The organism is Streptococcus sp. F0442 (assembly GCF_000314795.2).
GTDB lineage: Bacteria > Bacillota > Bacilli > Lactobacillales > Streptococcaceae > Streptococcus.
The window spans coordinates 304554-331111 of sequence record NZ_KB373314.1 but is presented as its reverse complement, the minus strand read 5'-3'; the positions used below and the strand labels follow the sequence as shown (position 1 = coordinate 331111).

Sequence of the window (26558 nt, the reverse complement as noted above, 5' to 3'; positions counted from 1 at the left end):
GAATTCTATGTCAATTAAAGTCATTATCGCAGGTTTCAAGGGAAGAATGGGACAAGCAGCCTACCAGATGGTTTCTGAAGATCCTGAGCTAGAATTAGCTGGCTTGATCGATCCATTCACAGATGAGACTGACGTCGCAGGAGTCCCTGTCTTTAACCGCAAAGAAGATGTCGTGGGTCTTGAAGCAGATGTTTGGGTGGACTTTACCATGCCAAAAGTCGCTTATGAAAATACTCGCTTTGCAATTGAAAATGGCTTTGCGCTTGTTGTAGGGACAACTGGCTTTACACCTGAGCAGATTCAGGAATTGACAGACCTTTCGCGTGAAAAGGAATTGGGTGGCTTGATTGCTCCGAACTTTGCTATTGGAGCTGTGCTCTTGATGCAATTTGCAGCGCAAGCTGCCAAGTATTTCCCAAATGTGGAAATCATCGAATTGCACCATGATAAGAAGAAAGATGCACCTAGTGGAACAGCGATTAAGACAGCTGAGCTGATCTCTGAGAAGCGCGAGAAAATCCAGCAAGGTGCAGCAGACGAAGAAGAGTTGATGTCTGGAGCAAGAGGGGCAGATTTTGAAGGGATGCGCATCCATTCGGTTCGATTGCCTGGCCTAGTGGCTCACCAAGAGGTGATTTTTGGTAGCCAAGGCGAAGGCTTGACTCTCCGTCATGATTCCTATGATCGTGGTTCCTTCATGACAGGAGTAAATCTAGGGATTAAAGAAGTTATCAAGCGTCATGAGCTTGTATATGGTTTGGAACACTTACTATGAGATTAAAAAAGATGCCTTCTGAGTTTCAGGAGGCTTTACCAATATTAGAGAAGATTAAAGCAGCTGGGTTTGAGGCCTATTTTGTGGGAGGATCTGTCCGAGATGCTCTCTTGGATCGTCCGATTCACGATGTCGATATCGCTTCCTCCTCTTATCCAGAGGAAACAAAGGCGATTTTTGATCGAACAGTAGATATCGGTATCGAACACGGGACCGTCTTGGTTCTTGAAAATGGTCAAGAATATGAAATTACGACCTTCCGGACGGAGGATGTCTATGTTGATTATCGCCGACCAAGCTCCGTGTCTTTTGTCCGCTCACTAGAAGAAGACCTGAAGCGCCGCGATTTTACCGTCAATGCCTTTGCCTTAAACGAAAAAGGAGAGATTGTTGACCTCTTTCAGGGGTTAGCAGATTTAGAAAACAAGGTCCTTCGGGCCGTTGGACTTCCTCATGAACGGTTTAACGAAGATGCGCTCCGCATCATGCGAGGCTTTCGTTTTCAAGCCAGTCTTGGCTTTGAATTAGAAGCAGCAACCTTTGATGCTATGAAGGAGTGTGCTCCTTTGCTAGAGAAAATCTCTGTTGAGCGCACCTTCATCGAGTTTGATAAGCTCTTACTTTCTCCATACTGGAGACAAGGCTTGGAGGCCATGCTTGCAAGCAAAGCCTATCACTATCTACCAGAAATGAAGGATCGCAAAGAAGCACTTGAGCGTTTGTTTGACATAGAGCTTGAATTTACCTTTTCAACTTCTGAGCAAGCTTGGGCTGCTCTGGTTTTAGCACTAGACATCCAAGACATTCCAAAATTCTTTAAGAAATGGAAGACCTCAAGAGACTTTGCCAAGACGGTGGAGCAGATCGTGGAGATTCTTAAGCTTAGAGAAAAAGGAAGTCTAGACAAGCGTGCTTGCTACAAGTATGAGAAGCGTTTGTTGCTAGTGGCTGAAGAGCTTCGGGAAGCGTATGCCTTGAGTGTGGATTATTTGGCTATTGAGCGTGTCTATGATAGCTTGACCATTCATGATAAGCATGAGGTTGTGGTTAATGGCGGTATGTTGATCAAAGAATATGGCTTCCAACCTGGTCCAGCCTTAGGTGAGGTTTTGACAAAGATCGAATATGCCATTGTCGATGGGGAACTGGCCAATGAAAAAGAAGCCATCATTGCCTATATCCAGCAAGCAAAAAAGGAGGAAAAATGAGCGATTTTATTGTCGATAAATTAACCAAATCTGTCGGAGATAAGACCGTCTTTCGTGAGATTTCCTTTATTATTCACGACTTGGATCGGATCGGATTGATCGGGGTCAATGGGACTGGAAAAACCACTCTGTTAGATGTGTTGTCTGGTCGCTCTGGCTTTGATGGAGATGTGAGTCCTTTTTCTGCCGAGAGTGATTATACGATTGGTTACTTGACGCAAGAGCCAGACTTTGATGATCAAAAGACTGTTTTGGATACGGTGTTATCTAGCGATTTGCGCGAAATGCAACTGATTCGCGACTATGAATTCTTGATGGCGGATTACCGAGAAGAGAACCAAGCACGTCTTGAAAAGGTCATGGCGGAGATGGATTCGCTCAATGCTTGGGAAATCGAGAGTCAGGTCAAGACAGTCCTTTCAAAACTTGGAATTGAGGACTTGAATGCAAAAGTTGGAGATCTATCTGGGGGCTTGCGTCGTCGGGTACAGCTGGCCCAGGTTTTGCTGTCTCATCACGACCTGCTCTTGTTAGATGAGCCGACCAACCACCTAGATATTGATACCATCGAATGGCTGACCAATTTCTTGAAGAACTCTAAGAAAAGCGTGCTCTTCATTACCCATGATCGTTATTTCTTAGATAATATTTCAACACGGATCTTTGAGTTGGATCGAGCTAGTTTGATTGAGTATCAAGGCAACTACCAGGATTATGTCCGCTTAAAGGCTGAGCAAGATGAGCGAGATGCAGCCCTTCTTCACAAGAAGCAGCAACTCTATAAGCAGGAGTTGACCTGGATGCGGCGGCAACCCCAGGCGCGTGCGACCAAGCAACAGGCACGGATCAATCGGTTCCATGATCTCAAACAAGACTTGTCTGGTCAAAGCAACCAGACGGATCTAGAGATGAACTTTGAGACCAGCCGGATCGGAAAGAAAGTCATTGAGTTTAAAGATGTGAGTTTTGCTTTTGAAAACAAGCCGATTTTACAGGACTTTAACCTCTTGGTGCAAAATAAGGACCGCATTGGAATCGTTGGGGATAATGGCGTCGGCAAATCAACCCTGCTTAATTTGATCGCCGAGCGACTCCAGCCTCAGTCAGGGCAAGTGATTATTGGGGAAACAGTGCGGGTGGCTTATTTCTCTCAACAGATCGATGGCTTGGATGAGACCAAACGCGTGATTAATTTCCTCCAGGAAGTTGCTGAGGAAGTGAAGACGACTGTCGGAACAACTTCGATCGCAGATCTCTTAGAGCAATTTCTCTTCCCACGCTCTATGCATGGAACCTTGATCGAAAAACTCTCCGGTGGGGAGAAGAAGCGCCTCTTTCTCTTGAAACTCTTGATTGAAAAACCCAATGTGCTTCTCCTCGATGAGCCAACCAATGACTTGGATATCGCTACCCTGACGGTTTTGGAAAACTTCCTTCAAAACTTTGGTGGACCAGTCATTACCGTTAGTCACGACCGTTATTTCCTAGACAAGGTCGCTAGCAAGATCCTGGCTTTTGAAAATGGGGGCATTCGTGAGTTCTTTGGCAATTATACGGATTATTTAGATGAAAAAGCCTTTGAAGCAGCCCAGGTAACGGCTAGTCAAAAGATTGAAAAAGAGAAGCCTGTCAAGCCAAAAGAAGAGAAGAAGCGCATGAGCTACATGGAGAAGCAAGAGTGGGCAAGTATTGAAGCAGACATCGAAGCGATTGAAAATCGAATTGCAGAGATTGAAGTGGAGATGAATGAAAACGGCTCTGACTTTGGCAAGTTGTCAGCCCTTCAAAAAGAACTGGATCAGGAAAACGAGCGACTACTTGAAAAGTATGATCGTTATGATTACCTAAGTGAATTGGATGAATAAGGAGGCCCTATGAATCAATTGAATCGGATATCCCTTGGAATTTCAGCTACTATGTTTACCATTATTGGTATTGTCTTGTTTATCAATCCAATTGAGCACATCGGCTCTTTTAGCTGGTTGATCTCCTGTGGCTTCTTTTTAATTTCATTTTCACGTTTTTCACGCTATTACCGATTGCGTCAGTCAGGTATTATCAAGCAGCAACAGCTCTTTCACAGTATGGTTGCCTTGGTGTTCGCGGTTTACTTACTACTATATGGCTACAAGACCTTACCGATTGTCTTCCCAGTCACCTTAGGGATTTGGCTGATCTATCGCTCTATTTTAAATTTCCGAAAAGCCAACTTCTATTCCAAGAAGATTGAAGAGCTTTCCAAGCGCTATATTTTCTTTGCCTTGGTGCAGCTCTTTATCGGCTTGTTCTTAATTGTCAGTCCATTATCAATCAGTGTCATTCTCCTGAATATTATTGGTTTGATTTTCCTGCTTCTAGGATTTCAATCCTTCAGCCTCTTGCTAAAAAGTTAAGAAAAGTTACGTGCAAACCTTTGCATTTGCCTAAAAGTCTGATATAATAGAACTGTAAGTGTTTACAAGTTTGAAAGGAGTTACAGATGTCTAAAAAAATTATCGGTATTGACCTTGGAGGAACTTCCATCAAGTTTGCTATCCTCACTTTAGATGGTGAAGTTCAAGAAAAATGGTCTATTAAAACAAATATCTTGGATGAAGGTAGCCATATCGTCGACGATATGATCGAATCAATCGCGCATCGTTTGAAGATGCTTGAACTTGATGCTTCTGAATTCCAAGGAATCGGAATGGGATCGCCTGGTGTTGTTGACCGTGAAAAAGGTACAGTTATCGGGGCCTACAACTTGAACTGGAAGACCCTTCAACCCGTTAAAGAAAAAATCGAAAGTGCCCTTCATATTCCATTCTTCATTGATAACGATGCCAATGTTGCTGCCTTGGGTGAACGTTGGAAAGGGGCTGGTGAAAACCAACCGGATGTTGTCTTCATGACACTTGGTACAGGGGTCGGCGGTGGTATCGTCGCTGAAGGTCGTCTCTTGCACGGTGTTCGCGGTGCGGCTGGGGAACTTGGTCACATCACGGTTGACTTTGATGATCCAATCCAATGTACTTGTGGTAAAAAGGGCTGTCTTGAAACGGTTGCATCTGCTACAGGGATCGTCAACCTCACACGTCGTTATGCAGACGAGTACGAAGGAGACTCTCAATTGAAGATCTTGATCGACAATGGTGAAGAAGTAACCGCTAAAACTGTCTTTGATCTAGCAAAAGAGGGTGACGCTCTTGCTTTGATCGTTTATAAGAACTTCTCACGTTACCTTGGACTTGCTGCAGCCAATATTGGTTCAACCTTGAACCCATCTAAGATCGTTATCGGTGGTGGGGTATCTGCTGCTGGAGACTTCCTCTTGGATGGCGTGCGCAAGGTCTTTGAAGAAAATTCATTCCCACAAGTACGTGAATCAACCCAATTGGCGCTTGCTACATTGGGAAATGACGCCGGTGTCATTGGTGCCGCATCTCTAGTATTACAATAAGATTAAAAGGAGATTTGCCTCTCCTTTTTTCTTTATCCTGTGATATAATGTAGGCAATAGTAGATTAAAGGAGGAGATATGACAAAAGCAGATACGATTTTTAAAGAGTATATTCGGAAAATCATGGAAGAAGGTGTTTGGTCGGAACAGGCCCGACCTAAATACAAGGATGGTAGAACTGCCAACTCCAAATACATCACGGGTGCCTTTATGGAGTTTAATCTTGCAAAAGGCGAGTTTCCCATTACGACCCTTCGTCCTATTGCTATTAAATCAGCTATCAAAGAGATGCTCTGGATTTACCAAGACCAGTCCAATCGTTTAGATGTCTTAGAAGAAAAGTACAATGTCCATTATTGGAATGACTGGGAAGTAGGGGATAGTCGTACCATCGGTCAGCGCTATGGTGCGGTGGTCAAAAAGCATGACATTACCAATAAAATCCTCAAACAATTAGAAGCCAATCCCTGGAATCGCCGCAATATTATCTCGCTTTGGGATTATGATGCCTTTGAAGAGACAGAAGGTCTTCTGCCATGTGCTTTCCAAACCATGTTTGACGTGAGGCGCGTGGAAGGAGAAATCTATCTAGATGCGACCTTAACCCAACGTTCGAATGATATGTTGGTGGCCCACCATATCAACGCCATGCAGTATGTAGCGCTACAGATGATGATTGCCAAACACTTTGGCTGGAAGGTCGGAAAATTCTTTTACTTTATTAATAATCTTCATATTTATGATAATCAATTTGAACAGGCAGAAGAATTGCTCCGTCGCGAGCCTTCTGATTGTCAACCGCACCTGGTCTTGAATGTGCCAGATGGAACCAATTTCTTTGACATCAAACCAGAAGATTTTGAACTGGTCGATTACGATCCAGTGAAGCCACAATTAAAGTTCGATCTTGCGATTTAGTGATAAAATAAAGGTTTTTCAAGCCCTTTATTTAATAGGAAAATAGTTTTGAATTTAAAACGAATAAAGCTATAAATTTTTACTCATTTTTGAGTCAAAATGTTTTGAAAATCATTCGTGTTTTGTTAAAATAGATAAGGTTTGGAAGAAAACTATTCAATAAAAAAAGAAAGTTAAACTATAGAAAAAAATGGAGGTCCATTAGATGGGGAAAGACTTATTTAATGATCGTATTAGCAGATTCTCAATTCGTAAACTGAATGTGGGTGTTTGCTCAGTACTATTGGGAACACTTGTTATGGTTGGTACAGCAGCAAGTGCAGCCGCAGAAGAAAATACAGATACGACGAGTGAAAGTGTAGCAGCTGTTACGGCAGCATCAGAGGCGCCTGAAGCGTCAACAGCTACAGCAACTTCAGCAACATCAACTGCTGAAACTACTAGTACAGCAGCGACAACGTATGAAGCAAGCCCAGCTGTTACGGCAGCCGCAACTTCAACAGCGCCTGCTTCAACTAGTCAAGCAAGTAGCACAAGCACAGCAGCGTCTGCAGCCTCGACTGCACCAGCAACATCAACCACTGCAACACCAAAATTAGAAGCAACTACGCCAGCAAACAAGGCAGCAGAAGCAACTACAACAGATAAGAAAAAAGAAGTAGCTGCAGGTGTCGAAGCTCCAGCTACTGAAACTACTGCTGTGACAGCAGAAACTTCTGGTCCTAAACGTCGTAATCGCCGTGCATTGGGTGATGCCAATGATCCAAACTTGATTGCAGATGATGTTGAGGATGCAACTTCAACTCCAAAAGTTGAAAAACCTGGCTTTACAACAAATGTTGATGCCAAATCTATGGCTAGCCAGATCTCATGGTTGGACTTTGGAGATGTAGCTAACTGGACAGGAACTACTACAGTATTAGTTCCTAAAAGTGAAGTTAAACCAACTGAGAACTTAGAAGAAAAAATGGCTCTTCAAGTTGGGTCTACCTATACCAAGGAAATCATGCCTGGTTATGTAGTTACTGTAAAAGTCAAATCCTTGAAACCATTCCAAGCGACTGAAATCTATAAGAAACGGATGGAAAATCAAGGGGCTACAGAAGCAGAAAAAGCAACCTATGATCCAAATGCAAAAAATGGTTATGTAAGTGGAGTCACTTCAAATGCTGCTAAGCAAGCTTTTAACGATGGTGAAGAAGCCAAAGTCATCGCTGATCCCCAAAATAATTGGACTGAAATCAGATTTGAGAATATTGATACGAAAACCAAGAAGACTACCATAAGTTCAGCTTTGAATGGTGGAAATATTGGAGTTCAGTTTGAAATCTCTGCAACCTTCCGAGGTAAGACAGTTAAGCCAGCTATTGTTATGGCTGATGGGGAGTCTGCTAACCCAGGTGAATTAGTTATGTTCACTACCAACGGACAAGGTTGGCAGCATATTGGAGAATGGAAAAAGTATACCAGACCAAGTACTTCTGAAACATATTCACCACAAGATACTGAAAATCTTTTTGGACCTAATCCTAAATTTAATAATACCAACTTAAACCAACTTCGTAGATCTACTGAAGTTGGACCAGAAAAGAAACCAGTAGCTTGGAAGTATTTTGGAAATCCTGACCAAGTTACAGGTGGTCTAGGAACCGGTATCTTTGGACCTAACATTTCTGCAGGTAATTATACTGTTCCAATCGTTATGACGCGTGGTGCCTCTGAAGTGGGGCTTTATGTCGCTTCAGGTGGTAAACAGTCAGCAATGCTAGGATTCTTCCCAATTGATGAAGGGGACGCTCCTGAGTCATACGGAAAAGCTATGCATACCATTGCAACTGTAGACGGTGTTACTGGAGCTAAAGTAAATCAACCGTATCTTGGTAACGTGAGTCCTGATATGGATGAAAATACTTCTCTTGACTGGTTCGGTGATGATAAGGCAACTACGGCCGATGAAGGAATTGACCAATTGCTTCCAGATGAGCTTAAAGGTACAACCAATGAGATGATCAAGATGGACCGTACACGCCCAGGTAATTACAAGCTGACAGTAGAAGCTCATACAGATGGAGCTTCAGAAGCACATATCTATGGTTGGGTAGACTTTAACCAAAATGGTAAATTCGATGAGGATGAACGCTCAAATCTCGCTACAATTACACAAGATGGCACTGTTGAGTTGACCTTTGCAAATAGCAAGACTTATATCGACCCTAGCGTTAAAGAACTAGGTGCTCGTGTTCGTATTGCCAAGAAAGCTACCGAGATTGAGAGCCCAACTGGTATGGCCTTCTCAGGGGAAGTGGAAGACTTCAGAACTCAAATTACGCACCCACCAAAAGGGGAATTCAAGGAAACAAGTGGTCCTCAAGGGGCGAAGCAAACTGCAACTGTAACCTTTACAGCACGTGGAGAACACAAGTATGAGCTTAATTCTAGTGCCGTTATTGACGAAACGGTAGAACCATACATCGTTGATAAAGATGGTAACCGAGCAACTCTTGATGCGGATGGTTACTATGTCGTTCCAGGACAAGGTAAGTACAAGATTACTGCCAATGGTAAGGACGTAGACGTTGAATTTATCCCAGAAGATAACTTCCTTGGAACAGCTGATGGTATTTCTATCCGTCGTTCAGATAACAACGGTTACGATACTGGTTGGTCAACAAAATTCCCAGATCAAGAACCAAACATTAATGGTCAGTTGAATACCATGGATGGTCAATACGTTCCAACAGTCACTCCAATTGAAATCGAAGGAGTTGACAAAACTTCGACTGATGTTCAAGGTGCGACTCAAAAAGAAACTCCGACCTTTAACACAACTGCGACTAACTCAAATGGTGACAAGATTGCAATCACTCCAAGTGCAGAATATCCTGCTAAGTTGGTGGATCCTGCCACAGGTCTCACTACTGATGCGCCATCTGTAACAGTTGAAGGGGAAGGAACTTATACGATTAATCCTTCAACGGGTGAAGTAACCTTCACTCCAGACCCAAGCTTTACTGGTACAGCCAAAGGTGTGGATGTTTCATTGTCAGCGCCAGTTGGTAGAAATAAAGATGGTAAGATCCAACAGGACTACATCAAGACTGCAACAGCTAAGTACACTCCAACTGTCACACCAATCACAGTGACTCCTACAGACAAGGTTTCTGCGGATGTTCAAAACGTTCCTCAAACCCAAACACCAACCTTTGATTTGAGTAATGATAAGACTGCTAAAATCACAAGCAAGAAATTGGTGGATCCCGCAACTGGTCAACCAACTGATGAAACAACTGTGACAGTAGCAGGTGAAGGTAGCTATACAATCGATCCTACTACAGGAGCGGTGACCTTCACACCTGAAAAAGACTTTGTTGGTACTGCAAAAGGAGTTACTGTTCAGGCAACTGCTACTATTACAAATGCTAATGGTAAGACTGCAACCATTACTTCAGATGCGACCTACACACCAACTGTTGTGCCAGCAGTTCCAACTGCAAACCCAGCAACTTCTAAAGATATCCAAGGTGCAACACAAACAGGAACACCAACCTTTGCAGGAACTACTGTTCAAGTAAATGGTGAAGATAAAGCTATTACCATTAAAGACAATAGCTACACATTGCTAGATAAAGATGGTAACGAAGTTTCAAGCACACCAGCCTTTGCTGAAGATGGTACAACTGAAATTGGTACTTTCTCTATTGATCCAGCAACAGGGCAAGTAACCTTCACACCAACAGACAAATCATACACTGGTAAAGTAACCCCAGCTAAGGTTCAAGCTGAAAGTTCAAACGGTATCAAGGTGGATACAACTTACACACCAGAAATCGTTCCAGTAACCCCAACAGCAACACCAGCTGAAACAAAAGATGTTCAAGGTGCAACTCAAACAGGTAAACCTGAATTCAAGGGTGGAACTGTAACAGTTGATGGCGTTGAGAAAACTGTTGAAATCAACGAAGATGTTCCAGCGACATTTGACGATGGTTCAACAACTAAGACAGTAGAAGGTGTTGGTACTTACACAGTAGCAGCAGACGGTACTGTTACATTTGTACCAGAAAAATCATTCGTGGGAACTGCCCCAGCTGTAACCGTTGTCCGAGAAGATAAGAATGGAACCAAAGCTTCTGCAACCTACACACCAACAGTATTGCCAGTAACACCAACTGCAACACCAGCAGAAACAACAGATATCCAAGGTGCTACACAAAAAAGTAAGCCTGAATTCAAGGGTGGAACTGTAACGGTTGATGGCGTTGAGAAGACTGTTGAAATCAACGAAGACGTTCCAGCGACATTTGATGACGGTTCAACAACTAAGACCGTTGAAGGTGTTGGTACTTACACAGTAGCTCCAGATGGAACAGTGACATTTGTACCAGAAAAATCATTCGTTGGAACTGCTCCAGCTGTAACCGTTGTCCGTGAAGATAAGAACGGAACTAAAGCCTCTGCGACCTATACACCAACTGTAACTCCTGTTAAACCAACAGCTACACCGGTTGAAACTACAGATATCCAAGGTGCTACACAAACTGGCAAACCTGTATTTACTGAAGGCGATAGCCGTGTGCCAATGAACGATGATGTTCCAGCAACATTTGACGATGGTTCAACGACTAAGACTGTAGACGGTGTTGGTACTTACACAGTAGCAGCAGACGGTACTGTTACGTTTGTACCAGAAAAATCATTCGTCGGAACAGCGCCAGCAGTGACGGTTGTTCGTGAAGATAAGAACGGAACCAAAGCTTCTGCAACTTACACACCAACTGTGACACCAGTAACTCCAACTGCTACACCAGTTGAAACAACAGGTAAACAAGGTCAAACTCAAACAGGTAAGCCTGAATTTACTGAAGGTGACAGCCGAGTACCAATGAATGAAGACGTTCCAGCTACTTTCGACGATGGTTCAACTACCAAGACAGTGGATGGCGTTGGTACTTACACAGTAGCAGCAGACGGAACTGTAACCTTTGTCCCTGAAAAATCATTCACAGGTAAAGCGCCAGCCGTAACGGTTGTTCGTGAAGATAAGAATGGAACCAAAGCATCTGCGACTTACACACCAACTGTGACTCCAGTAACCCCAACAGCAACTCCTGCTGAATCTGAAGCACCTCAAGGTTTGGTTCAAACTGGAACCGTAACCTTCACTGAAGGTGACCCAGTTGCACCAATCGACAAGAATACCATTACTCTTCTTGATGAAAATGGTCAACCAGCGGCATCAGTAGAAGCGAAATCACCAGCAGGTGATGTGATCGGTACATACACAGTTGATAAAGACACAGGTGTAGTTACTTTCACACCAACAGATAAATCTTACTCAGGTGATGTAGTTCCAGTTAAGGTTCAAGCAGCTGATACTAATGGAACAACAGTAGAAACAACTTACACACCTAAGATTACTCCAGTTGTCCCAACTTCTGAAGATGCAACATCGACAGATATCCAAGGTGCAACTCAAACAGGTAAACCAACCTTCACCGAAGGAAATCCAAATGTTCCAATCGATGAAGATACTCCAGCTACCTTCGAAGATGGCTCAACTACGAAGACTGTCGATGGTGAAGGAACTTACACAGTTGCTCCAGATGGAACAGTAACCTTCGTTCCTGAAAAATCATTCACTGGAACTGCTACAGGCGTAACAGTGAAACGCGTGGATAAGAACGGTACAGAAATCACAGCCAAGTACACACCAACTGTGACTCCAGTAACTCCAACTGCAACACCAGTTGAAACTACAGATATCCAAGGTGCTACACAAACTGGTAAACCTGTATTTACTGAAGGCGATAGCCGTGTGCCAATGAACGATGATGTTCCAGCAACCTTCGATGATGGCTCAACGACTAAGACTGTAGACGGTGTTGGTACTTACACAGTAGCAGCAGACGGTACTGTTACATTTGTACCAGAAAAATCATTCGTTGGAACAGCTCCAGCAGTGACGGTTGTTCGTGAAGATAAGAACGGAACAAAAGCTTCTGCAACTTATACACCAACCGTAACACCAGTTACACCAACTGCAGAAGATACAACATCTACTGACAAACAAGGTCAAACGCAAACAGGTACACCAACCTTCACACCAGGTAATCCAAATGTTCCAATGGATAATGATACACCTGCAACATTTGAAGATGGCTCAACAACCAAGACTATTCCTGGTGAAGGAACTTACACAGTTGCTCCAGACGGAACCGTAACATTTGTACCAGAAAAATCATTCACTGGAGAAGGTACAGGCGTAACGGTTAAACGTGTCGATAAGAACGGTACTCCAGTTACTGCTAAGTACACACCAACTGTGACACCAGTAACTCCAACTGCAACACCAGCTGAATCTGAAGCACCTCAAGGTGTGGTTCAAACTGGAACTGTGACCTTCACAGAAGGTGACCCAGTTGCACCAATTGACAAAGATACCATTACTCTTCTTGATGAAAATGGTCAACCAGCAGAATCTGTAGTTGCTAAATCACCAGAAGGTAAAGAAATTGGTACTTTCACAGTTGATAAAGAAACAGGCCTTGTAACCTTCACACCAACTGATAAATCTTACTCAGGTGATGTGGTCCCAGTTAAGGTTCAAGGTAAAGATACAAACGGAACAGTTGCTGAAACAACCTATACACCGAAGATCACTCCTGTTGTCCCAACTGCTGAACCTGCAATATCTACAGATATCCAAGGTAAAACACAAACAGGTACACCAAGCTTCACACCTGGTAACCCTGCAATCCCAATGGATGATGATGTGCCAGCAACCTTTGAAGATGGCTCAACAACGAAGACCATTCCAGGTGAAGGAACTTACACAGTTGCTCCAGACGGAACTGTAACCTTCGTACCAGAGAAATCATTCACAGGAACAGGTACAGGCGTAACAGTGAAACGTGTTGATAAGAACGGTACTCCAGTTACTGCAACTTACACACCAACAGTGACACCAGTAATCCCAACTGCTGAACCAGCAACTTCAACTGATAAGCAAGGTCAAATCCAAACAGGTAAACCAACCTTCACGGCAGGTCATGAAAATGTTCCTATGAACGATGCAGTTCCTGCAACCTTTGAAGATGGTTCAACTACTAAGGAAATTCCGACTGTTGGTATCTACACAGTAGCAGCAGATGGAACTGTAACCTTCACACCAGACCCACGCTTTGTTGGTGAAGCACCAGCAGTTACAGTGGTTCGTGAAGATAAGAACGGAACGAAAGCTTCTGCGACCTACACACCAACTGTAACACCAATCACTCCAACAGCAAAACCAGCTAGATCAGAAGCTCCTCAAGGAATTGTTCAAACAGGCAAACCAACCTTCACAGAAGGGGACCCAATTGCCCCAATGAACCCTTCAACCTTGAAACTTTACGATGATTCTGGTAACCCAACTGATCAATTGGATGCCTTCTCACCTGCAGGAGATATCATCGGTATCTTCACAGTAGATAAAGAGAAAGGTGAAGTGATCTTCACTCCAACTAACAAAGCATACTCAGGTGAAGTTCTTCCGGTAGGCGTTTCAATGGAAGATGCAAATGGTACCTATGCACGTACAACGTACACACCATACATCACTCCAGTAGTTCCAACAGCAGAACCAGCTACATCAACTGATATTCAAGGTGCTACTCAAACAGGCAAACCAAGCTTCACAGAAGGAAATCCTGCAGTGCCAATGGACGATGATGTACCTGCAACATTTGTTGACGGTTCAACGACTAAGGTTGTTCCAGGTGAAGGAACTTACACAGTTGCACCAGACGGAACAGTAACCTTCGTACCAGAGAAATCATTTGTCGGAACTGCATCAGGTATCGTGGTTCAACGTCAAGATAAGAATGGTACAGTTGTGAAAGCAATGTACACACCAACAGTAACACCGGTAACACCAACAGGTACTCCAGCAGTATCTACAGATGTACAAGGTGCAACTCAAACAGGTAAACCTGAATTCACTGAAGGTGACAGCCGAGTACCATTGAACGATGAAGTTTCAGCAACATTTGACGATGGTTCAACTACTAAGACAGTTGAAGGTGTTGGTACTTATACTGTAGCCCCAGACGGAACAGTGACATTTGTACCAGAGAAATCATTTGTCGGAACTGCACCAGCAGTGACAGTGGTTCGTGAAGATGTGAACGGAACCAAAGCTTCTGCAACATACACACCAACTGTAACACCGGTAACACCAACAGCAGAACCTGCGACTACTACAGACATCCAAGGTCAAACACAATCTGGTAAACCAACCTTCACACCAGGTAACCCAAGTGTGCCAATGGATGATGAGGTTCCAGCAACCTTCGAAGATGGTTCAACAACTAAGGTTATTCCAGGTGAAGGAACTTATACAGTTGCTCCAGATGGTACTGTAACCTTCGTACCAGAGAAATCATTCACAGGAACAGGTACAGGCGTAACTGTCAAACGTGTTGATAAGAACGGTACACCAGTAACAGCTAAGTACACACCAACAGTAACACCAGTTGCTCCAACAGGTGAACCAGTTACTTCAATTGGTAAGAAGGGTGCTACTCAAACAGGTAAACCAAGCTTTACAGAAGGTGATAGCCGTGTACCAATGAATGACAAAGTTCCAGCAACCTTTGAAGATGGTTCAACTACGAAGACAATTCCAGGTGTTGGTACTTACACAGTAGCAGCTGACGGAACTGTAACCTTCACTCCAGAACCTGAATTTACTGGAACTGCACCAGCAGTAACAGTAGTTCGTGAAGATGTGAATGGAACAAAAGCTTCTGCAACTTACACACCAACTGTTCTTCCAATCACTAAATTTGTTGATAAAGAAGGTAAGGAAATCCCAGGATATCCTACAGTTGATGGAGAAGAACCAAAAGCTGAAATTCCAGGTTACCGCTTTGTGGAAACGAAGAAATTGCCTAATGGTGATACTGAACACGTCTATGAAAAAGTTACAACTTCATACGTAGACGAAAATGGGGATCCTATCCCAGGTAACCCTACAGAAGATGGGGAACAACCGAAGAAAGAAATCCCAGGTTATGACTTCGTGAAGACTGTTGTAGATAAAGATGGAAATACTCAACATATCTACAAGAAGACTGTGACACCAACTCCAACGCCGGATCCAACTCCGACACCAGAGCCACAACCACAGCCTACTCCACAGCCGCAACCTACACCACAACCACAGCCTACTCCACAACCAAAACCAGAAGAGCCAACGATTCCTATCGTTCCAGAAACGAAAGAAGAAGTGAAGTATATCGATCCACAAAATCCTACTGCACAACTTCCAAATACAGGAACAAAAGAATCTTCATCTGCTGGTCTTGCAATCTTTAGTGCTTTAGCAGGTCTCTCATTATTCGGATTTGCAAAACGCAAAAAAGAAGACTAAGCTAAATTGTGGCTAAGAAAAACCGCGAAATCCTCGCGGTTTTTTCTGTTTATATTTAAAAAATATCTTCTAAACCAGATAGTTGAAATCAGTCTTTTATAAGAAAATTTGATAAAATAGAAGTATCAGTGTAAAGGATGAGAGAATGAAAAAGATTATTGGTATCTGGGCTCAGACTGAAAATGGTATTATTGGAAAAGACCAAGTTATGCCTTGGCATCTGCCAGCAGAGCTTCAGCATTTCAAAGAAACAACCATGGGGCAAGCGATTCTCATGGGAAGAGTGACCTTTGATGGAATGAATAAGCGGGTTTTACCGGGGCGGACCAGCATTATCTTAACCCAAGATCAGGCTTATGATCCTGAAAATGACGCTGTTCTTGTTATGCACAGCAAAGAAGAAGTTTTAGACTGGTATCGAAACCAGGACAAGAATCTTTATATTATTGGGGGGAGTCAGATTTTAAGGCTATTTTCTGATCAGTTAGAAGAGTTGATCCAGACTGTGATTCATGCAACTATTGATGGAGACGCTTTGGCACCAAAATTTGAAGAGAGTCACTATGAAAGAGTCCGTCAAGTTTCCCATTTAAAAGATGAGAAAAATCCATACGATTTCACGGTCAACTATTACAAGAGAAAGGATTTAGATTAATGGAGCGAAGTGTCTTTGGTTTTTTTACAGCTGTCTTGTGTGTCATCTGTTTGATTTGTGCCTTACAAACCTTTCGTAAAAAACGGTTTGGCCTCGCTATTTTATTCTTACTAAATGCTTTTAACAATCTTGTGAATTCCATTCACGCCTTTTACATGACCTTATTTTAAACTAAATAGAAACAGAAAATGACAGAAAGAGGAAATACATGCCAACGAATCAAAATAATGATATGATGGTTTATTGTTCATTTTGCGGAAAGAGCCAAGATGAAGTCCAAAAAATTATTGCAGGGAACAATGCGTTTATCTGTAATGAATGTGTAGAGTTAGCTCAAGAAATCATCCGGGAGGAGCTTGCTGAAGAAGTCCTTGCTGACCTTAGCGAAGTTCCAAAACCAATCGAATTGCTCAATATCTTAAACCACTATGTCATCGGTCAAGATCGGGCTAAACGTGCCCTTGCTGTAGCGGTATACAACCACTACAAACGCATTAACTTCCACGATACGCGCGAAGACGAGACAGATGTTGAATTGCAAAAATCAAACATCCTCATGATTGGACCTACTGGTTCAGGTAAGACTTTCTTGGCCCAAACCTTAGCACGTAGCTTGAATGTCCCATTTGCTATTGCTGATGCAACAGCCTTGACAGAAGCCGGTTATGTGGGTGAAGACGTTGAAAATATTCTCTTAAAACTTCTTCAAGCAGCTGATTTCAACATCGAGCGTGCAGAACGAGGCATCATCTACGTCGATGAAATTGATAAGATCGCTAAGAAAAGTGAAAATGTCTCTATCACACGTGACGTCTCTGGTGAAGGAGTGCAACAAGCTCTCTTGAAGATCATCGAAGGAACTGTCGCTAGTGTACCACCTCAAGGTGGACGCAAACACCCACAACAAGAGATGATTCAAGTGGATACCAAGAATATTCTCTTCATCGTAGGAGGAGCCTTTGACGGAATCGAAGAAATTGTTAAGCAGCGTCTCGGTGAAAAAGTCATCGGTTTCGGTAAGAACAATAAAGCCATCGATGAATCCAGCTCTTACATGCAAGAAATTGTTGCAGAAGATATTCAAAAATTCGGTATTATCCCAGAATTGATTGGCCGTCTTCCAGTCTTTGCAGCTCTTGAACAATTGACAGTTGAGGATCTTGTCCGTATTCTAAAAGAGCCACGCAATGCCTTGGTAAAACAATACCAAACCTTGCTCTCTTATGACAATGTTGAATTGGAATTCGATGATGAAGCCCTTCAAGAGATTGCTAATAAAGCCATCGAAAGAAAAACAGGAGCTCGTGGACTTCGCTCGATTATCGAAGAAACCATGATGGATGTCATGTTTGAAATTCCTAGTCAAGAAGATGTCAAACTTGTCCGAATCACAAAAGAAGCAGTTGACGGAACAGAAAAACCAGTTCTTGAAACTGCATAGAAAGATTAAATATGGAAATAAACACACATAATGCGGATATTCTCTTAAGCGCTGCGAATAAAAGTCATTATCCTCAAGATGAGATTCCAGAAGTTGCACTTGCCGGTCGCTCAAATGTCGGCAAGTCTTCTTTTATCAATACTCTCTTAAATCGAAAGAATCTTGCTAGAACCTCTGGTAAACCAGGTAAAACTCAGTTGTTAAACTTCTTCAATATCGATGATAAATTACGCTTAGTGGATGTACCTGGTTATGGCTATGCACGTGTCTCTAAAAAAGAACGGGAGAAGTGGGGACGCATGATTGAAGAATACCTGACCAGCCGTGAAAATCTAAAAGCCGTTGTCAGTCTGGTCGATTTTCGTCATGAACCTTCTGCAGATGATATTCAGATGTATGAATTTTTAAAATACTATGAAATCCCTGTGATCTTGGTAGCAACCAAAGCAGATAAAATTCCACGCGGAAAATGGAACAAGCATGAATCTATTATCAAGAAAAAATTAGAGTTTGATCCATCTGATGACTTTATCATCTTTTCTTCTGTAACGAAGGAAGGTTTAGAGAAGTCTTGGGATGCTATCCTAGAAAACGCCTTTTACGAAATAAATTGAAATGACATGAAAATGTCATTTTTGTTTTGGATTTATCTCGCAATTGTAATACAAGTGTAATAAAAATATCTTGTTTTCTTTCTTTTATATGGTATAATTTCTATAAAGATAAAAGATGATAAAAATTTATTGGAGATAAATTGAATTATGAAAAAGAAAATACGTAATAAAACGAAAATATTTGGAGTGCTTGTTTCTGTTTTAGCAGTTGGAACATTTGCAGCTGCTATGAGTGAGCATATAACCTCCGTTGGAGCGAATGATGGTACTTACCAGGCTTATTCTGATCCAAATGAAGCCTTTATCTCACAAATTGGAGAGTCTGCTCGTCAGCTTGGACAAGAGAATGATCTTTATGCTTCTGTTATGATTGCACAAGCACTTTTAGAAAGTGGAGCAGGACAGTCTGGACTTTCTTCCTACCCACATTACAACCTTTTTGGTATTAAAGGTAGTTATGCAGGTCAATCCGCTGTTATGCAAACCTGGGAAGATGACGGCGCTGGAAATGCTTATACCATTAATGACGCCTTCCGTTCATATCCATCCTACTATGAATCTTTACAAGACTATGTAGCTGTTTTGAAACAAGGCCATTTTGCAGGAGCTTGGAAAAGCAATACATCTAGTTATCAAGATGCAACAGCAGCTTTGACGGGTGTTTATGCGACAGATACAAGCTACTATGCAAAATTAAACAATATCATTGAAACCTATAATTTGACTCAATATGATTCTCCAAACGTTCAAGGTGGTATCACAGGTACAGTTTATAATCCTTATCGCCAACAGTTCACTTCTCAAGAAATCCTCAATTTGGATATCGCATGGGCTAACCGTTTGTACTAATGTAAAAGAAAAGCAGGCAGGTGCCTGTTTTTTTATTTTTTTGGTTACATTGATTTAAATCGAATATTTTTTTGCAACTTTTTTCCTGAAAGCCTTTTCAGAATTTTTTATCTATGATATAATGAATTAGTTCACAAAACTAAAATTTTTAATCAAGGAGATTCAGATGGGAGAATCAAATTTTGTTCTTAAGGTAGAAGCAGCATGTCAGAAGAAGGAAGAACTGTACACAGCTTCTAAAGCTCGTTATGCAGTTCGCTCCATGTTTGCGGGTGCATTTCTGACAATGAGTACTGCAGTAGGGATTGTTGGGGCAGATCTTCTCAATACCTTTTTGCCAGGTTCTGGTCGTTTCTTGTTTCCATTTATTTTTGCTTGGGGATTGGTTTATTTACTTTTCTTAAATAGTGAGTTAACGACTTCCAATATGATGTACCTTACTGCTGGTGTTTATTTAAAGAAGATTAATTGGAAGAAAGCTTTAGAAATTTTACTCTATTGTACATTCTTTAACTTAGTCGGTGCTTTGTTTCTGGCTTTCCTCTTTGGACAGACAAGTGCATTTGCAAACCTAAATCCAAAAGGCTTCCTTGGATCGGTTGTTGAGATGAAGCTTCAACGTTCGAATCAATTGGTTTTCTTCGAGGGAGTTATTGCAAACATCTTCGTTAACGTAGCGATTTTGTCCTACCTTTTCTTTAAAGACGAAACAGCAAAAGTTCTTTTGGCTTTGTCAGCAATTTATATGTTTGTATTTCTTACAAATGAACACATTGCGGCAAACTTTGCTTCTTTCTCACTAGCTACTTTTAATTCCATATCTAAAGATTTGCCTCACTTAGAGTTCTTCAATGTTCTTCGTCATTATGCTGTTACCTTTGTTGGTAACTGGGTAGGAGGAGGAGTGATCATGGGCTTGGCCTATGCATGGCTCAATCGTACAAAGACTATCTATAAGGATTAAAAAATTTTAAAAAAGTTTGCAAAAATACTTGCATTCTTTTTTTTTATGTGATAAACTAATTAACGGTTTGAAAAAACTGCCTAAGACAGTAGGGGAGCTCGACTCATAAGAATCCTACCGAGGACAAAACGTATCAATGAAAAGAAGCGTATTGTACTTTCGTGTCTAGGTTTGGGCGCGTTTTTCTTTTGGAAAAATTCCCCAAGCAAAATAATTACGGAGGTGAACACACTAATGAGTGAAGCAATTATTGCTAAAAAAGCGGAACTAGTTGACGTAGTAGCCGAAAAGATGAAAGCTGCTGCATCAATCGTCGTTGTAGATTCTCGCGGTTTGACAGTTGAGCAAGATACAGTTCTCCGTCGCAACCTTCGCGAAAGCGAAGTTGAGTTTAAAGTTATTAAAAACTCAATCTTGCGTCGTGCAGCTGAAAAAGCTGGACTTGAAGATCTTGCATCTGTGTTTGTTGGACCATCTGCTGTAGCATTTTCTAACGAAGATGTTATTGCACCAGCGAAAATCTTGAACGATTTTTCTAAAACTGCTGACGCACTTGAAATCAAGGGTGGTGCAATCGAAGGCGCTGTCGCATCAAAAGAAGAGATCCTTGCTCTTGCAACTCTTCCAAACCGCGAAGGACTTCTTTCTATGCTCCTTTCTGTACTTCAAGCGCCAGTGCGCAACGTTGCTCTTGCAGTCAAAGCGGTTGCAGACAACAAAGAAGACGCAGCTTAATTCTAAGCTACGCAGCGTAGCCTAGCTACAAAAAACAAAAACATAAAATATAAAAACTTATTTGGAGGAAATAACAATGGCATTGAACATTGAAAACATTATTGCTGAAATTAAAGAAGCTTCAATCCTTGAATTGAACGACCTTGTAAAAGCTATCGAAGAAGAATTTGGTGTAACTGCAGCTGCTCCTGTAGCTGTTGCTGCAGCTGGTGCTGCTGACGCTGGTGCTGCTAAAGATTCATTCGATATCGAATTGACATCTGCAGGCGACAAGAAAGTCGGCGTTATCAAAGTTGTACGTGAAATCACAGGTCTTGGTCTTAAAGAAGCTAAAGAACTTGTTGATGGAGCACCTGGCGTTATCAAAGAAGGTGTTGCTACAGCTGAAGCTGAAGAAATCAAAGCTAAATTGGAAGAAGCTGGAGCTTCAGTTACTCTTAAATAATCGAGTTTCCAATCAAAATGAAAACCGAGGTTTAGGCCTCGGTTTTTTTGTCGTTGAAAATAATGATGATAGAATGTGAATAGATTGCTTTTATAAAGCTAACATGTGTAGCTCTCTTTATTTTCTCTCAACCCTACTAAATAGTGCAGTTTTAATGATGTTACAATCATTTTACATTTAATTTATTCCCTTGAGATGTTTCTGATTTGTTGCTATAATGGCTATAAATCATATCATGAAGGAGAAGATGATGAAAAATTTTAAACGTCTTTTGTTAGCTGTTGTAGCTGTCTTTGCAGCCGTCCTTTTGGTAGCTTGTGGCGCTAAAAGCGATAATGGGACATATGTGTTTGAGCCTACTAAGGATGAAATCAAAGATATTATGCCAAGTGAATTTCAATCTTTGATAGGTGATAATTACTCATTCACTATTTCGATTACAATCAATGATAAGAAAGGTGAGATGAAAGTAGACACGAATGCAGGTGGTCAAAATGTTAATCAAGTGATTGAGTTGGAAGTAGACCAAAAAGCTAAAACACTTGTCTCAGAAAATGAGTATGGAAAAGCGGAAATTACTTATCAAGTTTCAGGAAATGTGTTAACGATTAAGGATGTGAAGAATTCTTTGATGGGTGACACAGACATGTTTAATAACTACATGAAAATTGCTAAGTTCAAAAAAGTTAAATAAGCAATCAGGGCGGGATTTAAATTCCGCCTTATTCTATTTCTTTGTTGATACAAGAAATATTACAAGAATATGACATTTATAAACTTTCATTGCGGTGGATTGGAAATGTTGCTATAATAGGGATATTCTAACTAAAAAGGAGAAGTTATGAAAAACTTTAAACGCATTCTTTTAGCTTTTGTTGCCGTTTTTGCAGCAGTTCTTTTAGTCGCTTGTAGTAGCAAGAGTGATAATGGGACTTATGTCTATAAACCTGCAAAATCTGAAGTGAAGGAAATTCTTGGAGAACAAGGGGTAACAGACTCATCTGTAGAAGCCTTGCTTGATCAAGTTAAATTAGAAGTTTCTGTTACTATCAAAGATAAAAAAGGTAGCATTAGCATCAAAGGTGAAGCTTTGGGGAATAAGATGGACCAATCTTATGAAGTAAAAGTAGACCAAAAAGCTAAAACATTCCAAGCTAAAACAGGTGAAGGTGAAAAGATTAAATATAAGGTTTCAGGCGACGTATTTACCTTTGATTTATCTGATCAAGATAGCTCAGATAGTGCAGCTACTTTAGAAATGTTCAAAAACGCTAAATTTAAACGCACTAAATAAAGCAAGTAAAGAGCAGGGAGAACCTGTTCTTTTCCTTTACTTTTGGGTAGGGTTTGGTATAATGAATGTGACTACAGATGGGATTGGGGCAGGATTAAATTTTGCTTAAAATTTATTCGGCCTCGCTCCCTCTTTTCTGTGTGCTTAGGGATATAATTTATGAAAAAGGAGAGTTGCCTATGCTTTATATTTGGTCTTACTTGAAAAAGTATCCCAAGTGGCTAGCCCTGAATTTATTTTCAGCGGTTCTTTTTGTCGTTGTCAATTTGGGATTGCCAACGATCCTAGCTCGGATGATTGACGAAGGAATTAATCCGCGTGATGTAGATCGGCTGTATTTCTGGGGTTGGATCATGTTTGTGATCATCTTGCTAGGGATCTTGGGACGGATTGTCTTGTCATATGCAGTAGGAAAGCTGACTACTACCATGGTACGGGACATGCGCAATGATCTCTATGCAAAACTACAGGAGTATTCCCATCGCGAGTATGAACAGATCGGGGTCTCATCCTTAGTCACTCGGATCACCTCGGATGCATTTGTCTTGATGCAATTTACCGATTCTATGTTGAAGATGGGGGTTATTACACCCTTGATGATGGCTTCAAGTATCCTCTTGATTCTGACAACCAGCCCTTCTCTAGCGTGGATTGTAGCCGTATCGGTTCCCTTCCTTGCGGTCGTTGTATGGTATGTGGCGGTGAATACACGTCCCCTTTCTGAGAAGCAACAAAAGACCTTGGACCGGCTGAATCAGTTTGCTCGGGAGAATTTAACTGGACTTCGAGTGATTCGTGCCTTTGCTCGGGAGGATTTCCAGGAAGATAAATTTGCGGCTGAAAATGACGTCTACGCAGAAAACTCAAATAAGCTCTTTAAATTAACCGGTTTAACAGAACCTCTATTTGTACAGATCATTATTGCTATGATTGTGGCGATTGTATGGTTTGCTTTGGATCCTCTTCATGATGGCAGTTTGAAAATTGGGGATCTGGTTGCTTTTATCGAGTATAGTTTCCACGCGCTTCTGTCCTTCCTTTTCCTAGCCAATCTCTTCACCATGTATCCTCGTACAGCGGTTTCTAGCCGTCGTCTCAAGGAAGTCATGGATATGCCCATTTCGATTGATCCCAATGAAAATGGTGTGACAGAAACAGCAACACATGGCTATTTGGAATTCGACAATGTGACCTTTGCCTATCCAGGTGAGACAGAGAGTCCGGTTCTGCACAATATTTCCTTTAAAGCGAAACCAGGTGAAACCATCGCCTTTATCGGTTCGACCGGTTCAGGGAAGTCTTCACTTGTGCAATTGATTCCGCGATTCTACGATGTCACTCTTGGTAAGATTTTGGTCGACGGTGTGGATGTACGTGATTACAATCTCAAGGCCCTTCGTCAAAAGATTGGCTTTATTCCACAAAAGGCTCTGCTCTTTACAGGGACCATTGCAGAGAATCTTCGCTACGGAAAAGAAGATGCATCTGTGCAAGAGTTGGAAAAAGCAGCTGATATCTCTCAAGCTAAAGAATTTATAGATAGTCGGGAGGATCGTTTCGACACGCATCTAGCAGAAGGCGGAAGTAACCTATCAGGAGGGCAAAAACAACGCTTGTCCATTGCCCGTGCTGTCGTCAAACATCCGGATGTCTTTATCTTTGATGATTCCTTCTCTGCTTTGGACTACAAGACGGATGCCACCTTGCGCAAGCGTTTGAAAGAAGTGACAGGAGATGCAACAGTCTTGATCGTTGCCCAACGCGTGGGCACCATCATGGATGCAGATCAAATTATTGTCTTGGATCAAGGTGAAATCGTAGGTCGAGGAAAGCACCAAGAGTTGATGGAAAGCAATGAAATCTATCGCGAAATTGCTAATTCCCAGCTAAATAGTAGCCCATCCCTCACGGAAGAATAGAAAGGAGAAGCAAATGAAACAAGAACAAAATAGTTTTAGTCGACTATGGACCTATTTGAAAGCTTATCGATTTGAAGTTTGCTTGTCCATTTTTCTAAAAATCATCAGTGTGGTCATGAGTGTCGTAGAACCTTTTGTTTTAGGGCTTGCGATTACAGAATTGACTCAAAATCTCTTGGAAATGGCTAATGGAGTACCTGGAGCTAGTCTGAATGCTACTTATATTGCGATCATTATGACGCTGTATTTGATTCGTGGAGTCTTTTACGAATTAGGTTCTTATTATTCCAACTATTTCATGACCAATGCTGTTCAAAAAACAATTCAGGATATGAGAAATGACTTATCTCATAAAATCAATCGGCTTCCTGTGTCGTATTTTGACCGTCATCAGTTCGGGGACCTCCTAGGGCGTTTTACTAGCGACGTCGAAACAGTCTCCAATGCCCTGCAGCAATCTTTTTTGCAGATTGTTAATGCCGTCTTTACCTTGCTTTTTGTCATCGGCATGGTGCTCTATTTGAACCTTCAATTGGGCTTGGTGGTGATTCTATCAATTCCAATCACCTACTTGAGTGCCCGTTATATTATGAAGAAATCACAGCCTTACTTCAAGCAGCAAGCAGATGTTCTAGGAGCTATGAACGGTTTTGTCCAAGAGAATTTGACAGGCTTTAACGTCCTCAAGCTCTATGTACGAGAAGAATCTTCACAAGAAGAATTTCATGCGATTACCCAGCATTTACAAAAGGTTGGTTTCAAGGCTAATTTCATTTCAGGTTTGATGATGCCAGTTCTGAATGGAATATCCGATTTGACCTACTTGGTGGTCGCTTTAATGGGAGGTCTGCAAGTATTGGCTGGCCGCTTGACGGTCGGGAATATGCAGGCTTTCGTTCAATATGTCTGGCAGATCAATCAACCCATTCAAAATTTAACCCAGTTAGCTGGTCAGCTACAAAGTGCCAAATCATCGCTGGATCGGATTTTCCAAGTCATGGATGAACCGGATGAAGAAGAGGTCACAGAGGCTCTTAGTGAAGATTTGACTGGTCAAGTGAGCTTTAAAAATGTGGATTTCCAATATGTAGCGGGCAAACCTTTGATTCGTGATTTCAATTTAGAGGTCAAACCGGGTGAAATGGTGGCCATTGTTGGACCAACCGGTGCTGGGAAAACAACCCTCATTAATTTGCTGATGCGTTTCTACGATGTGACAGCGGGCTCCATCACAGTGGACGGTCATGACATTCGGCATATATCCCGTCAGGATTACCGCAAGCAATTCGGGATGGTACTTCAAGATGCTTGGTTGTATGAAGGGACCATCAAGGAAAACCTTCGTTTTGGGAATCTGGAGGCCACGGATGAAGAAATTGTAGAAGCTGCCAAGGCAGCCAATGTTGATCACTTTATCCGGACCCTGCCTGGTGGTTACAACATGGAAATGAACCAGGAGTCTAGTAATATTTCTCTAGGACAAAAGCAACTCTTAACCATTGCGCGTGCGCTTCTTGCTGATCCAAAGATCTTGATTTTGGATGAAGCAACGTCTTCCGTTGATACGCGTCTAGAGCTCTTGATTCAAAAAGCCATGAAGAACTTAATGAAGGGACGGACCAGTTTTGTCATCGCCCATCGCTTGTCGACCATTCAAGAAGCGGATAAAATCCTTGTCCTCAAAGATGGCCAAATCATTGAGCAAGGGAATCACCAATCCTTGTTGGCAGACAAAGGGTTCTATTACGAATTGTATAACAGTCAGTTTTCCAACAATGAAAGCTAGGAATGACTGTTTGTTGAAGAGGTTCTGGGACAAAAGTCCTAGCCTCTTTTTGATGTTGGATTGTCGTGCAAGACGCAGTGGTTGAGTGAGCTCTACTACGCTGA

General features: G+C 41.9%; 18 protein-coding genes and 1 other annotated feature. All 18 genes read left to right on the top strand.

Annotated elements, in window-relative coordinates; genetic code table 11:
* Positions 1–7 precede the first annotated feature (7 nt).
* The 18 genes from dapB (at position 8) to HMPREF9186_RS01630 (ending at position 26454) form a co-directional block, all read left to right on the top strand.
* Entirely contained in the window at positions 8–775 is a 768-nt protein-coding gene (gene dapB / locus HMPREF9186_RS01720; RefSeq protein WP_009731097.1) for a 4-hydroxy-tetrahydrodipicolinate reductase, read from the top strand.
* Positions 772–1983 carry a CCA tRNA nucleotidyltransferase gene (locus HMPREF9186_RS01715; RefSeq protein ID WP_009731096.1) on the top strand — a complete coding sequence of 404 codons (1212 nt, stop codon included), beginning with the start codon at positions 772–774 and terminating at the stop codon, positions 1981–1983. Before dapB ends, HMPREF9186_RS01715 begins: the two co-directional genes overlap by 4 nt.
* The gene (locus HMPREF9186_RS01710) at positions 1980–3848 is read left to right on the top strand and encodes an ABC-F family ATP-binding cassette domain-containing protein (protein WP_009731095.1); all 1869 of its coding nucleotides are present in this window, start codon (positions 1980–1982) and stop codon (positions 3846–3848) included. Before HMPREF9186_RS01715 ends, HMPREF9186_RS01710 begins: the two co-directional genes overlap by 4 nt.
* A 9-nt stretch (positions 3849–3857) precedes the next feature.
* The gene (locus HMPREF9186_RS01705; RefSeq protein ID WP_009731094.1) at positions 3858–4376 is read left to right on the top strand and encodes a hypothetical protein; all 519 of its coding nucleotides are present in this window, start codon (positions 3858–3860) and stop codon (positions 4374–4376) included.
* 86 nt (positions 4377–4462) lie between these two features.
* A complete protein-coding gene (locus tag HMPREF9186_RS01700) occupies positions 4463–5422 on the top strand; it encodes an ROK family glucokinase (RefSeq protein WP_009731093.1) in 960 nt (319 codons plus the stop codon).
* A gap of 78 nt (positions 5423–5500) precedes the next feature.
* On the top strand, positions 5501–6340 hold the full coding sequence (locus tag HMPREF9186_RS01695; protein WP_009731092.1) for a thymidylate synthase: 840 nt from the start codon (positions 5501–5503) through the stop codon (positions 6338–6340).
* A 205-nt stretch (positions 6341–6545) separates the two neighbouring features.
* The gene (locus tag HMPREF9186_RS01690; RefSeq protein WP_009731091.1) at positions 6546–15752 is read left to right on the top strand and encodes a CshA/CshB family fibrillar adhesin-related protein; all 9207 of its coding nucleotides are present in this window, start codon (positions 6546–6548) and stop codon (positions 15750–15752) included.
* Positions 15753–15897: 145 nt separating this feature from the next.
* Complete coding sequence (locus HMPREF9186_RS01685; RefSeq protein WP_009731090.1) at positions 15898–16407, top strand: dihydrofolate reductase; 510 nt, start codon at positions 15898–15900, stop codon at positions 16405–16407.
* A 208-nt stretch (positions 16408–16615) separates the two neighbouring features.
* Entirely contained in the window at positions 16616–17848 is a 1233-nt protein-coding gene (gene clpX, locus HMPREF9186_RS01675) for an ATP-dependent Clp protease ATP-binding subunit ClpX (RefSeq protein ID WP_009731088.1), read from the top strand.
* Positions 17849–17859: 11 nt separating this feature from the next.
* On the top strand, positions 17860–18462 hold the full coding sequence (gene yihA / locus HMPREF9186_RS01670) for a ribosome biogenesis GTP-binding protein YihA/YsxC (RefSeq protein ID WP_009731087.1): 603 nt from the start codon (positions 17860–17862) through the stop codon (positions 18460–18462).
* 147 nt (positions 18463–18609) lie between these two features.
* Positions 18610–19311 carry a glucosaminidase domain-containing protein gene (locus HMPREF9186_RS01665; RefSeq protein WP_009731086.1) on the top strand — a complete coding sequence of 234 codons (702 nt, stop codon included), beginning with the start codon at positions 18610–18612 and terminating at the stop codon, positions 19309–19311.
* Between the two features lie 166 nt (positions 19312–19477).
* Entirely contained in the window at positions 19478–20275 is a 798-nt protein-coding gene (locus HMPREF9186_RS01660; protein WP_009731085.1) for a formate/nitrite transporter family protein, read from the top strand.
* Positions 20276–20336: 61 nt separating this feature from the next.
* Positions 20337–20471 (top strand) — a sequence feature (ribosomal protein L10 leader region).
* 38 nt (positions 20472–20509) lie between these two features.
* Complete coding sequence (gene rplJ / locus HMPREF9186_RS01655; protein ID WP_009731084.1) at positions 20510–21010, top strand: 50S ribosomal protein L10; 501 nt, start codon at positions 20510–20512, stop codon at positions 21008–21010.
* Between the two features lie 76 nt (positions 21011–21086).
* The gene (rplL, locus tag HMPREF9186_RS01650) at positions 21087–21455 is read left to right on the top strand and encodes a 50S ribosomal protein L7/L12 (protein ID WP_003016256.1); all 369 of its coding nucleotides are present in this window, start codon (positions 21087–21089) and stop codon (positions 21453–21455) included.
* 250 nt (positions 21456–21705) lie between these two features.
* On the top strand, positions 21706–22149 hold the full coding sequence (locus HMPREF9186_RS01645) for a hypothetical protein (protein ID WP_009731083.1): 444 nt from the start codon (positions 21706–21708) through the stop codon (positions 22147–22149).
* Between the two features lie 147 nt (positions 22150–22296).
* Entirely contained in the window at positions 22297–22749 is a 453-nt protein-coding gene (locus HMPREF9186_RS01640) for a hypothetical protein (RefSeq protein WP_009731082.1), read from the top strand.
* A gap of 179 nt (positions 22750–22928) precedes the next feature.
* On the top strand, positions 22929–24668 hold the full coding sequence (locus tag HMPREF9186_RS01635; RefSeq protein ID WP_009731081.1) for an ABC transporter ATP-binding protein: 1740 nt from the start codon (positions 22929–22931) through the stop codon (positions 24666–24668).
* A 13-nt stretch (positions 24669–24681) separates the two neighbouring features.
* Entirely contained in the window at positions 24682–26454 is a 1773-nt protein-coding gene (locus HMPREF9186_RS01630; protein ID WP_009731080.1) for an ABC transporter ATP-binding protein, read from the top strand.
* Positions 26455–26558: the final 104 nt, after the last annotated feature.

Coding starts and splice junctions, on each gene's coding strand:
- dapB (WP_009731097.1), top strand. CDS start 8: ATGTCAATTAAAGTCATTATCGCAGGTTTCAAGGGAAGAATGGGACAA.
- HMPREF9186_RS01715 (WP_009731096.1), top strand. CDS start 772: ATGAGATTAAAAAAGATGCCTTCTGAGTTTCAGGAGGCTTTACCAATA.
- HMPREF9186_RS01710 (WP_009731095.1), top strand. CDS start 1,980: ATGAGCGATTTTATTGTCGATAAATTAACCAAATCTGTCGGAGATAAG.
- HMPREF9186_RS01705 (WP_009731094.1), top strand. CDS start 3,858: ATGAATCAATTGAATCGGATATCCCTTGGAATTTCAGCTACTATGTTT.
- HMPREF9186_RS01700 (WP_009731093.1), top strand. CDS start 4,463: ATGTCTAAAAAAATTATCGGTATTGACCTTGGAGGAACTTCCATCAAG.
- HMPREF9186_RS01695 (WP_009731092.1), top strand. CDS start 5,501: ATGACAAAAGCAGATACGATTTTTAAAGAGTATATTCGGAAAATCATG.
- HMPREF9186_RS01690 (WP_009731091.1), top strand. CDS start 6,546: ATGGGGAAAGACTTATTTAATGATCGTATTAGCAGATTCTCAATTCGT.
- HMPREF9186_RS01685 (WP_009731090.1), top strand. CDS start 15,898: ATGAAAAAGATTATTGGTATCTGGGCTCAGACTGAAAATGGTATTATT.
- clpX (WP_009731088.1), top strand. CDS start 16,616: ATGCCAACGAATCAAAATAATGATATGATGGTTTATTGTTCATTTTGC.
- yihA (WP_009731087.1), top strand. CDS start 17,860: ATGGAAATAAACACACATAATGCGGATATTCTCTTAAGCGCTGCGAAT.
- HMPREF9186_RS01665 (WP_009731086.1), top strand. CDS start 18,610: ATGAAAAAGAAAATACGTAATAAAACGAAAATATTTGGAGTGCTTGTT.
- HMPREF9186_RS01660 (WP_009731085.1), top strand. CDS start 19,478: ATGGGAGAATCAAATTTTGTTCTTAAGGTAGAAGCAGCATGTCAGAAG.
- rplJ (WP_009731084.1), top strand. CDS start 20,510: ATGAGTGAAGCAATTATTGCTAAAAAAGCGGAACTAGTTGACGTAGTA.
- rplL (WP_003016256.1), top strand. CDS start 21,087: ATGGCATTGAACATTGAAAACATTATTGCTGAAATTAAAGAAGCTTCA.
- HMPREF9186_RS01645 (WP_009731083.1), top strand. CDS start 21,706: ATGAAAAATTTTAAACGTCTTTTGTTAGCTGTTGTAGCTGTCTTTGCA.
- HMPREF9186_RS01640 (WP_009731082.1), top strand. CDS start 22,297: ATGAAAAACTTTAAACGCATTCTTTTAGCTTTTGTTGCCGTTTTTGCA.
- HMPREF9186_RS01635 (WP_009731081.1), top strand. CDS start 22,929: ATGCTTTATATTTGGTCTTACTTGAAAAAGTATCCCAAGTGGCTAGCC.
- HMPREF9186_RS01630 (WP_009731080.1), top strand. CDS start 24,682: ATGAAACAAGAACAAAATAGTTTTAGTCGACTATGGACCTATTTGAAA.